This window comes from Neobacillus niacini (assembly GCF_023715785.1).
GTDB lineage: Bacteria > Bacillota > Bacilli > Bacillales > Cytobacillaceae > Neobacillus > Neobacillus niacini_E.
The window spans coordinates 72,633-85,342 of record NZ_JAMBOX010000012.1; the positions used below are offsets into that span (position 1 = coordinate 72,633).

General features: G+C 41.4%; 12 protein-coding genes. 7 read left to right on the plus strand and 5 right to left on the minus strand.

Annotated features, from left to right (window positions below):
• Positions 1-37 precede the first annotated feature (37 nt).
• Both M3234_RS19710 and M3234_RS19715 read right to left on the minus strand, forming a co-directional pair.
• Positions 38-472 (minus strand): Dps family protein, encoded by a 435-nt coding sequence (locus M3234_RS19710; protein WP_262306363.1) that lies wholly within the window; start codon positions 470-472, stop codon positions 38-40.
• Between the two features lie 91 nt (positions 473-563).
• Complete coding sequence (locus tag M3234_RS19715; protein WP_262306364.1) at positions 564-1,826, minus strand: TolB family protein; 1,263 nt, start codon at positions 1,824-1,826, stop codon at positions 564-566.
• Between the two features lie 182 nt (positions 1,827-2,008).
• Here M3234_RS19715 and speD point away from each other — a divergent pair, with 182 nt between their 5' ends.
• Entirely contained in the window at positions 2,009-2,815 is an 807-nt protein-coding gene (speD, locus tag M3234_RS19720; RefSeq protein WP_066311061.1) for an adenosylmethionine decarboxylase, read from the plus strand.
• 1,250 nt (positions 2,816-4,065) lie between these two features.
• Here the strand turns inward: speD and M3234_RS19725 are convergent.
• Positions 4,066-4,821: an AAA family ATPase gene (locus M3234_RS19725; RefSeq protein ID WP_262306365.1), complete on the minus strand. Its 756-nt coding sequence runs from the start codon at positions 4,819-4,821 to the stop codon at positions 4,066-4,068.
• A 124-nt stretch (positions 4,822-4,945) separates the two neighbouring features.
• On the opposite strand from M3234_RS19725, the gene M3234_RS19730 reads away from it, so the two are divergent.
• A complete protein-coding gene (locus tag M3234_RS19730) occupies positions 4,946-5,383 on the plus strand; it encodes a DUF2935 domain-containing protein (protein WP_262306366.1) in 438 nt (145 codons plus the stop codon).
• Between the two features lie 364 nt (positions 5,384-5,747).
• Here the strand turns inward: M3234_RS19730 and M3234_RS19735 are convergent, their stop codons facing one another.
• Entirely contained in the window at positions 5,748-5,969 is a 222-nt protein-coding gene (locus M3234_RS19735; RefSeq protein ID WP_066313787.1) for a DeoR family transcriptional regulator, read from the minus strand.
• 432 nt (positions 5,970-6,401) lie between these two features.
• On the opposite strand from M3234_RS19735, the gene dat reads away from it, so the two are divergent.
• The 5 genes from dat (at position 6,402) to M3234_RS19760 (ending at position 12,120) form a co-directional block, all read left to right on the plus strand.
• On the plus strand, positions 6,402-7,256 hold the full coding sequence (gene dat, locus M3234_RS19740; protein ID WP_262306367.1) for a D-amino-acid transaminase: 855 nt from the start codon (positions 6,402-6,404) through the stop codon (positions 7,254-7,256).
• A 173-nt stretch (positions 7,257-7,429) separates the two neighbouring features.
• Positions 7,430-7,999 (plus strand): RNA 2',3'-cyclic phosphodiesterase, encoded by a 570-nt coding sequence (gene thpR, locus M3234_RS19745; RefSeq protein ID WP_285858548.1) that lies wholly within the window; start codon positions 7,430-7,432, stop codon positions 7,997-7,999.
• 21 nt (positions 8,000-8,020) lie between these two features.
• The gene (locus M3234_RS19750) at positions 8,021-9,004 is read left to right on the plus strand and encodes a diacylglycerol/lipid kinase family protein (protein WP_262306369.1); all 984 of its coding nucleotides are present in this window, start codon (positions 8,021-8,023) and stop codon (positions 9,002-9,004) included.
• The gene (gene pulA, locus M3234_RS19755) at positions 8,991-11,126 is read left to right on the plus strand and encodes a type I pullulanase (RefSeq protein ID WP_262306370.1); all 2,136 of its coding nucleotides are present in this window, start codon (positions 8,991-8,993) and stop codon (positions 11,124-11,126) included. The genes M3234_RS19750 and pulA overlap by 14 nt, the downstream gene beginning before the upstream one ends.
• Before the next feature lie 208 nt (positions 11,127-11,334).
• On the plus strand, positions 11,335-12,120 hold the full coding sequence (locus tag M3234_RS19760; RefSeq protein ID WP_262306371.1) for a phosphotransferase family protein: 786 nt from the start codon (positions 11,335-11,337) through the stop codon (positions 12,118-12,120).
• On the opposite strand, the gene M3234_RS19765 is transcribed toward M3234_RS19760, so the two are convergent.
• Positions 12,108-12,386 (minus strand): YtzH-like family protein, encoded by a 279-nt coding sequence (locus M3234_RS19765; protein WP_066311080.1) that lies wholly within the window; start codon positions 12,384-12,386, stop codon positions 12,108-12,110. The two genes, M3234_RS19760 and M3234_RS19765, sit on opposite strands and share 13 nt — an antisense overlap.
• Between the last annotated feature and the right edge of the window lie 324 nt (positions 12,387-12,710).

Sequence of the window (12,710 nt, forward strand, 5' to 3'; positions counted from 1 at the left end):
GTGTGTGAATGGCTGCTTTTTATATCGACCTTTAATATTAAGCACCTAAGAATGACTTTAACATCCAATTATGCTTGCTGAGTTTACCCATTAAGTCCACGAACATATCACTGGTTACATCGTCATGGCTTGTTACAGCGATTTCAATCCCAGCTTTTAGCTCGCTAATGATTTGTTCGAAATCTTTAACAATTGCTTGAACCATTTCTTCTGCAGTTAATTTTTCAGTTGTTTCTTTAATTGTTGCAAGCTCAAGATATTCTTTTAAAGTGGAAACGGGGTTGCCGCCGATGGTGAGCAATTGTTCAGCAAATTCATCAATCGTTTCTGCAGCTCCCTCATATAATTCTTCAAATTTCGCATGTAACGTAAAGAAGTGAGGGCCTTTTACGTACCAGTGGAAATGGTGAAGCTTTGTATATAATACATTCCAGTTCGCGATTTGTTGGTTTAGAGCTTGTTCTAATGTCATTTATTTTTCCTCCTATTTATCATCTGTATTAATTGTAACATATATAATTTTATAATCAATATTAAATTATAATTATTATAAATAAAGCTGCTCATTTCATTTCAAAAAAATCATATCCTTCGACATCCTTAATCCAAAGCTTTGAATTTTTCCCTTTTGCATCGGCGATCCATAAATCTCTTTTTAGGTCAGCAATATCTTTATACCTCAGCCAGGTTAATTTATTGACTGTCGAAAGAAAGATCGGGTTGTAATCACCATATTCCTTAGGAGGATGGGTAATCTGCGATTGCTTTTGGTCACCAATTTTTATATAAAACAATGACGGGTCTGGCCTTAGTTTTTCATTGTTGGACCATTCGCTTTCCCTGACCCGTGAGACAAAAAGAGACTGATCATCCTTCCAGGTGAATCCTAATTCTGCAAAATGGGCGGGTGTCAGGCTGATGGTCTGAAACGCCGGCAAATCGGTTACTTTCATATCCTTATTTTTAAAACCGGAAACAATTCTGCCGCCGCCGGCTATGTAGCCGATGCGATTTTGTTGGTATGCCCATTTGGGCGCGCCGACTTCCCAAATGATTTCGTCGAGGGCCTCGAAGGTTTTCCCGTCGGATGAAACAACGCAAACAAAATTGCTGTCCATCGACCAAGAAGCGGTCGGGCTGACCATAAACGAAATCCATTTTCCATCAGGTGAAAATTTGAACCCGGTGGCGTCAATTGCCAATAGACTTATGTTCCCTTTTTGGAGCTCGCTGGGGATGGTGTAAAACTTTTCAACATTTTCCGTCAGACTCTTGATTTTGTCTAAATCCTTTTCAAGCCTTATTTTATAAAGAATCGGATTCGTCCATCCGTCAGGCCTTAAGGTTGCGCCGGAGGAAGTAATAAAGGCTTGTCCGTTTGGGAACCAATTATAATCGCCGACACCTAGCGCAATATTATAAAAATGATCAAGGTTCGAGACATTCAACACCCCGCCGCTTTTAAAGGCAACAATGTTTTCAACCGGTGACCATTTGGGATTTGAACCATCATAGGTAATCCGTTTATGCTGTTTTGTTTCAGTGTTATAGACCCAGATTTCCGTTTGTGATTCCAAATTCGGGTTGATTTTTTCTTTTGGCTCAAACTGATACAGGATCCATTTCCCGTCACGGGACCATTGCGGCGGGTCCATCATTTTGTATGGCTCTTTTGTAATTTTTTCTTCCTTTCCGTTGATTTTCGTCCAGAGGAAACCGTCCCTGACAAAAGCCACCTTTACTTTGTCCATAGATGTTTCTGCTTTTGCGTAAGCAGGTAATAGCAGTAAACACATAAGAAATAATGCAAATTGTTTTTTCATCATGTCACCTCATTGTCAGACCTCCAATTATTTTTATCTTCATTGCCGCCGAATATGAAAGAAAAACAGGAAGTTTCTCCTGTTTGTCAAAAAGGTTTCCATAAAAATGGGGGGATATGGGTAAATTAATAATATTTACAGACGAAAAAGCAATTTTTATTTTTGGAAAGTAGGGGGAAGTGTTTATGAAATTAACACATGAAAAGGCACTTGAACTGCATGGCTTCAATAACCTGACGAAATCGTTGAGTTTTAATATGTATGATATTTGTTTTACAAGGACAAGGGAAGAACGGGAAGCCTATTTGCAATATATTGATGAGCAATACAGCGCTGATAGGTTGACCAAAATTTTAAAAAACGTTGCCGATATTATTGGGGCCCATGTTCTAAATATCGCAAGCCAAGATTTTGAGCCTGCTGGGGCAAGTGTAACGCTGTTAGTTTCAGAGGCTCCTGTCGAGAATCCGCCTTCTGAAATTTTTGAAGAATCGCCGGGTCCTCTAATGGAGTCTGTAGTGCTCCAGTTGGATAAAAGCCATATAACCGTTCATACGTATCCTGAATATCATCCGGATGAGGGGATCAGTACGTTTCGGGCGGATATCGATGTTTCCACCTGCGGCGAAATTTCACCGCTTAAGGCGCTTCATTATTTGATTCGCTCGTTTGAAACCGACGTCATGACGATAGATTACCGGGTTCGCGGTTTTACTAGGAACAAGGATGGGTATAAGCTATTTATTGACCATGAAATCAGCTCAATCCAAAACTACATCCCGGACGATTTGATTGAAATGTTTGATATGATTGACGTTAATGTGTATCAGGAGAACATCTTTCACACAAAATGCAAACTGAGGGAATTTGATTTGAACAATTACCTGTTTGGCTATACAAAAGATAAACTTACACCGGAAGAGCATATTGAAATTACCGAAAGAATCAAGTTCGAGATGGATGAGATTTTTTACGGGAAAAATATTATCTGATTTATATTACTAAACTTGATTGAATAGCCAAAGGATGGAAGCGGGTTGGGGAGCCAATCCGCTCTAGTCGTCATAAGAGCCCTTCATATGACGCGATCTGGAGAAAAACCGAGTCGAACACGTCATAAAAGCCCTTCATATGACGCGTACCAGAGAAAAACCGAGGTGAAAGCGTCATAAGAGCCCTTCATATGACGCGATCTGGAGAAAGACCGAGGTGAAAGCGTCATAAGAGCCCTTCATATGACGCGATCTGGAGAAAGACCGAGGTGAAAGCGTCATAAGAGCCCTTCATATGACGCGTACCAGAGAAAAACGGAGTCGAACGGGTCATAAGAGCTCTTCATATGACGCGATCTGGAGAAAGACCGAGGTGAAAGCGTCATAAGAGCCCTTCATATGACGCGTACCAGAGAAAAACGGAGTCGAACGCGTCATAAGAGCTCTTCATATGACGCGATCTGGAGAAAGACCGAGGTGAACGCGTCATAAGAGCCCTTCATATGACGCGATCTGGAGAAAAACGGAGTCGAACGCGTCATAAGAGCCCTTCATATAACGCGATCTGGAGAAAAACCGAGTCGAACGCGTCATAAGAGCCCTTCATATGACGCGATCTGGAGAAAAACGGAGTCGAACACGTCATAAGAGCCCTTCATATGACGCGTACCAGAGAAAAACCGAGTCAAACGCGTCATAAGAGCCCTTCATATGACGCGTACCAGAGAAAAACCGAGGTGAACGCGTCATAAGAGCCCTTCATATGACGCGTACCAGAGAAAAACCGAGTCAAACGCGTCATAAGAGCCCTTCATATGACGCGTACCAGAGAAAAACGGAGTCGAACGCGTCATAAGAGCCCTTCATATGACGCGATCTGGAGAAAAACGGAGTCGAACACGTCATAAAAGCCCTTCATATGACGCGTACCAGAGAAAAACCGAGGTGAAAGCGTCATAAGAGCCCTTCATATGACGCGTACCAGAGAAAAACCGAGTCAAACGCGTCATAAGAGCCCTTCATATGACGCGTACCAGAGAAAAACCGAGTCGAACACGTCATAAAAGCCCTTCATATGACGCGTACCAGAGAAAAACCGAGGTGAAAGCGTCATAAGAGCCCTTCATATGACGCGATCTGGAGAAAGACCGAGGTGAACGCGTCATAAGAGCGTTTCATATGACGCGATCTGGAGAAAGACCGAGGTGAACGCGTCATTATGAAGCTACTCAGGCCGGGACGCATTAATCTCATTCATTCAACAAATGATGAATCATCCGGTTTTTATCCTCAAAAAATTGTTTCATGAGACGATAATGGTTTGTGTCCTCAAGCCTGCTCTCCCGGATACCATCCTCAGTAAATTCAAAAATCTTTGCATCCGGATAGGCCATTATAATCGGCGAATGAGTTGCAATAATAAACTGCGAATCCGCCTCGACCAAATCATGGATCCTTGTCAGCATCGACATCTGACGGAGCGGTGATAAGGCAGCCTCCGGCTCGTCCAAGATATAAATGCCGCTGCCGCCAAACCGATGGATAAACGTAGCAAAAAACGCCTCGCCATGTGATTGTTCATGAAGGGATACCCCGCCAAATGAATCAATGACAGGTCGACCGCGGCCTCCCTGACTGTCCATTTCTTCAATATTGGAAGCAACATTGTAAAAGCTTTCGGCCCGAAGGAAAAATCCATCCCGGGGTCTATCAATCCCCTTGATAATTTGTATATAATCGCTCAGCGATGAATGTGAATCAAAGGTAGAAAAATTGAAGTTTAATGAGCCGCCCTCCGGGTTAAATCCTAGTGCAACGGCGATCGCCTCCAATAAAGTGGATTTCCCCATTCCGTTTTCACCTATTAAAAATGTCACCTTTGGATGAAAATGCAGTTCCTCCAATTCTTTTATACATGGCAGATTAAAAGGATATTCTTTAAAGGAAGGAATCTCATTTCTTTTAATGTGAAAGCCTCTTAAATATCGATTTCTCATCAAGTCCATAAATATGACCTCAAACCATTTTTCTACTATTGTACCACTCCCGAAAACCGATTTGGGACAAACAAACGAATATTTTCACAGCTCATCCCATACATTGAACTGAGTCTAAATTAGGGGGATGTCCATGCAATTTTATTATGGGAATCAAATGCCGTTACGGATATTGGATGAAGCGGAATTTTGGAAGCATCAGGAGGAGGAGCATACGGTCGTTATTCGCGAACTCGTCAAGGGACTGGAGCAAGAGTTTGTCGATGCATTGAAAAAATGGGAGGCAGCCCTTGCTGAAACACATCAGCAGGTTGTCCGGTATATTGAAACTGTGATTCGTTCCGGGGCCCAGGTTACTCAGGAATTGTATCAGCATGTTATGCAACTCGTTACCTTTTGTTTGCAGCAAAGTGATCAATTTATCCAATTATGCAGGCAAATAAAAACTGAGAGTGCCGCAGTCAGCGCCAACGCAACAGCCAAGGTTGTATTGGATCATATTATCAGGGAGTCGGAATACTTCACTGGGATCGCCCAAACGTTACTATACAATAACCAGGATGGACGCTAATTCCAAACAGCGATAGTCAGTACCTTTGCTGCTTTCTTTTTTAGCTAATAGCATAAATTAACTACGGCTCTGTCTTCGTACTAACGTACTCGCCAATCGGCGAGTTTTCATTTATAAAGGCTGTTTCGGTAAACATTGTTGTTTTGCTTTACGCGACCGGGGGAAGTTATTTTTGTAAGAGATGAGTTAATAGAAAGGCTGTATGTGACCAGTGCGATGTGTGTTTGAGTAGTAAGCCATTGCTTCTTACATGAAGTAGTTTTTTACGGTAGAAAAGGAACAATGTTTTAGAAAAGAGCCTTTATAAAAAACGAAAAAATTAATAGCACGCGCATTTGCACGTGCTATTTCACATGACATTCTATTAAGATGACAACTTCACTTTCTTTTGGGTCGTTGTCCATTTTCCGCGGCTTGGGCTGATGACCAAGTCATTATAGGCCAAAACATTTAAATCTCGTTGTATTGTGCGAGGAGTGATGCCAAATTCCTCTACAAGTTCTTGCGTAGTGACTGTGCCGTGATCGCGAATAAACATGTAGATACATTTGATGCGGTTTAACATTCGGTTAGTTGAAGGTTTCAAAGAACCACTCCCTATCCTTTTTTCAAACCTTTGGCGAATATCCTTCTCAACAGCCTCTTTGAAGAAAATCTTCAAGAATATGTAATTTTCTTTTCCGCGCTGACATCTCCTTTTCCTAGATGTAGAAGCAGGCACTTAGATGTCATACATCTAATTTTATTTTACCCATACTTTCAGAAAATTTCTACCACTATACTAAAAATTTACAAATTATCTTACCTGCTCAGTAAAAAAACTGGTTTACCACCTTCCCTTTAGGTTTCTTACTATAGATTATAAGGCGCGGAATCAAAATTATGATAATTATTTGAATTTTTAGTGAAATAGGATTATCCTTATTAGGCATATGGCTCTATGGTAGAAATTGATTACTCATTTGCAATAATGGTATTGTTAAATTATTGCATACATATTTTATAGGGGGAAAGAAAGATGACATTTGCGATCTTAAATGGGGACCTTGTCAACCGGGCGGAAGCCAAAGTGGATATCGAAGACCGCGGCTATGTATTTGGTGATGGTGTTTATGAAGTCATTCGCGTTTACAACGGGAAAATGTTCACTGGTAAGGAACATTTGGAGCGATTTGAGAGAAGTTCCGCCAATATCGGGATCCATCTTCCCTATGGGGCAGAACAAATAACGGGCATGCTGGAAGAGCTTGTTGAAAAAAATAATTTGCAGCTTGGAATCATTTATATGCAAGTTACAAGGGGAGTTGCACCCCGGGTTCATGCCTTCCCAGATCAGAACGTAACCCCGGCTCTTACGGCCTTTACAAGGGAAATGCCAAGACCGCTGGCAGGCTTGGCGAATGGTGTAAAGACCATTTTGACAGAGGACATTCGCTGGCTCCGCTGTGACATCAAAAGCCTGAATTTGCTGGGGAATATTCTCGCGAAACAAAAAGCGGCGGAACAAGGCTGCTATGAAGCGATTCAGCATCGCGGCCAGGATGTGACGGAAGGTAGCTCATCAAATATCTTCATTGTGAAAAATGGTATTGTCACCACACACCAGTCAGATAATCTTATTTTAAAAGGAATTACAAAGGATGTTATCTTGCAATTATGCTCGGCGAATAATATACCTGTTGAGGAGCAGACATTTACACTAGATGAACTGGCTGCAGCCGATGAAGTATTCTTATCTAGCACAACTAGTGAAGTGATGCCGATTGTCAAGCTCGATGGTAAAAAAGTAGGCAATGGGGCACCAGGTCCGGTTACAAGAAAATTGCAGGAGCTGTTTGTCGCTGAAGTCGAAAATCAGTGCGGAACACTATAATCCGTAAAAAAGACGTGGAACTCATAGTTTCCACGTTTTTTTGTGCGAGGCCGTAAGGACGGTTCATGAGGCGTAGTTGAATTTATGCGTTAGGAAATAATAAAATTTAATAAAATTTTATTATTTCTTATTAGCTAAAATAGACTAAAATTATGTAAAGGACTGACATATAATTGAACAACCAATCACATTTTTTCTATGCAATTCGAATTCCGGAAACAACAAAAATGAACATGAAAGAACAAATGGATCAATTAAAGGAATTATTCCCTTTCAAACGTTGGGTACACCATCAGGACTTGCACATTACACTGGCGTTTTTGGGGGCCGCACAGCAAGATAAGTTACAACAGGCAGAAAAAAATGTGACAGAAATTTTAAATAGCGTGAAACCATTTACATTAACAATCAACAAGCTTGGAATCTTTGGCATGAAAGAATCACCACGTGTATTTTGGGCGGATACCGAGGAAAACCATGAACTGCAGGATATCCGAAAAAAGGTTTTCACAGCTTGTGAACGAGCCGGGTTTCAGCTGGAAACAAGGCCATTTAAGGCACATATTACCTTGGCACGAAAGTGGAGCGGCGATGAGCCTTTTCAAATGAAATGGCTGGAAAAATGGACAGAGCTTCAGCCAGAGCCGTTAGCTTTTACAGCAAAAGAGGTCGTGTTATACCAAACCCATCTTACAAAAACGCCGAAATATGAAGCAATATCCGTATACCCTCTGCAAACATAAAAAACAGCAAAGGTTGATTCAATGAGACAACTATACTTTATTATCAATCCAAAAGCAGGCAACGGCCACTGCCTAAAAGTCTGGCAAAGAATTGAAGCCATACTTCAGGCTCAGCACGTTTCTTTTCTGGCGTTTTTCACTGAGTATCCCGGGCACGCGATAAAGCTGGCTGACCATATCGCCTCCAGAAATAATCAAGAAAAGCTGGTCGTTGCCGTCGGCGGCGATGGAACAATGCATGAAGTCATGAACGGGACGATTAAGCATAATTATATAACACTTGGGTTTATTCCCGGCGGCTCTGGAAATGATTTTTCCCGCGGTTTTCAGATCCCTTCCGTTCCGGAGGATGCCTTAAAAGTGCTCCTTCGGCTGATGAAGCAGAAGCCCACAATGATTGATGCCGGGAAAATGACAATGCAGGATGAGTCCGAACATTATTTTATTAATAATATGGGTGCCGGTTTTGATGCTTTAATTGCTTACAAAGTAAATCACTCTCGGGTCAAGGCAATGTTAAACAAACTTTCGCTCGGGCGGTTGGTCTATGTTTACTTTTTAATAAAAGAATTATTTACCTACAAAACCTCAACTATTGAATTATACATTGACGGGAAAAGGCAAAGGTTTGAGCAAACATGGTTTGTCACGGTTTCCAATCAACCTTATTATGGCGGTGGGATGATGATTGCCCCTGCAGCACAACCCGATGACGGTCTGTTTGATATTACTGTCGTTCATCAGTTGTCTCGTTTGAAATTGCTTCTGGTGTTTCTGAGCGTTTTTAAGGGGAAACACATTTATTTCAAAGAGGTAAAAACCTTTAAAGGCAAAACAATTTCTATTCAATCGAGTGACAATATGTTTGTCCATGGAGATGGGGAACATATTGGTTATACGCCTTTAAATATTGAGATACAAGTAAAAGCTTTAGAGATGTTTACAAGACTGCGAAACAAAGAAGAAGCAGAGCTGAAAGAGGGGGAATCGAATGGTATCCACTGACAGGACTTTTCTTGCCTATTTGGATGATATGAACATCATTACGGTCCTTCTTCCCTTTTCCTATCACCACGGGGAATCATCTTCTTTTTGCATCATGGGTGACGATGAAAAGCAGCCTTTAAAAATCATTAAAAGCTTGCCAATAGAAAATTATCAAAAATATATTTGTGAACTGACTTCGGAGTTTTCTTTTGAAAAGCAATACTGGATCTTCGATGGGCACGGCGGCAAAACCGATCTTCAAATCGGTGCGGTGATTCGAACAGAAGCCTTCGATCAGCAATTTTTTTACGATGGCGAAGATCTAGGCGTAACGTATAAAAAGGAAGAAACCCAATTTAGGTTATGGGCACCGACAGCACTGAAGGTAAAATTAAAATTACGCAAACCTGGAAGTCACCACTCGGAAATCATTAAAATGAAGCGGGAGGAACGAGGGGTTTGGGCTGTATCGGTTAAAGGAGATTTAGAATTATCTCAATACAGTTACCTTGTTCAGGTAAATCGGGAATGGCGTGAGGCTGTAGATCCATATACAAAAGCAGTTACCGCCAATGGTGAACTTGGAGTCATCGTTAATTTTGAAAAGACAAACCGGGCAAAGATACCACTCCCACCGCTTGAAGATGCTGTTGATGCGATTATTTATGAAACACATCTTCGGGATTTTACGATTCATTTTGATAGCGGTGTTGTTCACAAAGGATTATATCTTGGGGCTGGGGAACGAAACACGACCGAAAAAAACGGCAAGTCCACAGGGTTATCGTATGTAAAGGAGCTTGGGATTTCCCATATTCAATTTCTCCCATTTCATGATTTCGCAGGTGTTAATGAGTTAGCCGATAAAAATGAGTATAATTGGGGATATAATCCGCTTCACTTTAATGCTCCCGAAGGCAGTTATTCCACTGACCCCTCCAATCCATATTCACGGATAACCGAATTAAAGCAATTAATTGATCAACTCCATCATGCCGGCCTCCGGATGATCATGGATGTTGTTTATAACCATGTTTATATTCGCGAGGATTCCCCTTTTGAAAAAATAGTTCCCGGGTATTATTTCCGCCATAATGAACTTGGACTTCCATCCAATGGGACGGGGGTAGGGAATGATATTGCTTCTGAAAGAAGGATGGTAAGGAAGTTTATTGCCGATTCTATCCGATTTTGGGTGGAAGAGTATCATATCGATGGTTTTCGCTTTGACTTGATGGGGATTCTTGATGTCGAAACAATGAATGAAGTCAGAAGGGTTTGCGACGGTCTTGCGGAGGATATTTTGATCATCGGGGAAGGCTGGAATCTAAACACTCCACTGCCACTTGAACAGAAAGCCATCATTCAAAATCAGAATCAATTGCCAAAAATTGGCCAATTTAATGATAAATTTCGTGACTCTATTAAGGGCAGCACCTTTAATATGTATGATAAGGGGTATGCATTAGGCAACCGTCATTATTTCACGGCTGCATTGGAAGCCATAACCGGAAGCATTGGATTTAAGAAAAAAGGCACGGGATTATTTAATGAACCTAGCCAGTCAGTCAATTATGTCGAGTGCCACGATAATCATACGCTGTGGGATAAAATCCAGGCCTGCCTTCCAAATGCCGATGACGAGAAACGGAAAAAGTATCACCGTCTCGCAACAGGATTGGTCTTATTATCGCAGGGCATTCCTTTTATCCATAGCGGGCAGGAGTTTTTTCGCACCAAACAAGGTGACGGAAACAGCTACCGGTCGCCTGATTCTGTAAACCAACTCGATTGGGAGAGAAGGAGTTTTTATGAAGAAACTGTTGAGTATGTAAAAGGATTAATCCAAATCCGCAAGCAATATCCTTGTTTCCGCATGCGAACTGGAGAGGAAATCCGTAGCAGGATCAGCTTGCTGCCTGTGGAAGCACCCATAATCGGATTACTATTCCATTCGGAATCACCCGCAATGATCTTATTGATAAATCCATCTTCTGCAACACAAAAAGTTGTATTACCAGCGGGAAGTTGGGGTGTTTTGGCCGATGGAAATCGTGCCGGCCTTACTTGTGATTGTGTCATTGAAAGCGGCGAAATTGAACTCCCACCTATTACTCTTAATGTTTTAGTGAAAAAATAGTTGCTCGAGATTACTTGACGAAAAAAGGTTATTGGAGATAAAATTTATAAAGATGGCTATTGCAGAAATGGTTCAATAGCTTTTTTTTATTATAATGAATGTTTATGTAAAACCTTCGGAGCAGCATAGGTTTTACCTCTCAAATAGATTGGGCGCTTTGATGCGCGTCCTGAACTATTAGAACGGTATAAGTTGAAGGTGAACTGTTTTGGAACATATATTAGGACAAGAATGGGAAATAGTCCCTGCCGGAGGCGCAACTGGAGAAGCGTTTTTTGCACAATATGAAGATCAAAGACTTTTTTTAAAGCGGAATTCGTCTCCCTTTTTGGCGGTTTTATCGGCTGAGGGTATTGTTCCAAAGCTTGTTTGGACCAAACGCCTGGAAAACGGAGACGTCATAACAGCCCAGCAGTGGCTAGAAGGCCGGGAACTTAAACCCTCTGAAATGAATCAGGAGCCTGTTGCCAAGCTTTTAAAAAAAATTCACCGTTCTGAGCCGATGCTTGGGATGTTAGGAAGGCTTGAAAAATCACCCCTGAACCCGGAACCAATTTTTCAGACGGTAACGAATGAATTGGATGATGAGGTTCTCCAATTACCTGATGTGCAAAAGACATTAAGCCTTTTAAAAAAAGAGGCGAAAAATGTTATAAGTGAGGAAAAAGTGGTTTGCCATGGTGATGTGAATCATAACAACTGGCTGCTTACAGAAGACAACCAGTTGTATCTAATTGATTGGGATGGGGCCATGATTGCCGACCCGGCCATTGACCTCGGCATGCTGCTTTACTGGTACATTCCGGAGGACAACTGGCAGGATTGGCTGGACATGTACGGAGTCGAATTAACCGACAATCTGCGCCTCAGAATGAAATGGTATGTGGCTCTTCATACACTATCGTCTATTCAGTGGCATAAAAACAAAGCCCGTTTTGACGAAATGGATAAATGGATAAAATTTTTAGCAGAAATCATTCGTCAGGAAAACTGATCAATATCATTTACCCATTGCGACAAATTTTCCTGGTTGGATAAAATATGCTGATCCAAATCAGCAGTTTGTGCTCCAGTCTGGCTATAGGAGTAAACGTCCTGCAAAATGCTCTTAACATTTTGGTCGACCTTGGTGTTTACCATTAGCGATTTTACCAATCGTTCCAATTGCTCACACTCGGCAACGGAACCGCAGCAATCGGTTTGGTGGTTGCTTAATATATCTTTTAGCAAGGTAACTTGGTCATTATGACTTAATGGCATAATGCACACCCTTTCCATTGGATTAAAAAAGAATTCACAGTTAGGTTGTGAATTCTTTTTTTATTTATTCACAGGCAATATTTATTAACACTTGCATGCAAAATAGTGCCGTGATATGTTGTATGGTAAAGGGGCGGAGCGCCGCATAGGGCTTTTATTTTAAACAATCTGTGTGGAAAATATATATATTTCCGCTCAGAAAATGTATAGTACAGCTCTGCTCACACCGCCTTTATTGGCAAGGTGCGGTACTCCAGAGGAATTATCAATGTAAATCATGGAGTGGAGCACTATACCAGTTTTGTAATGAATTCTTTTTTTAGG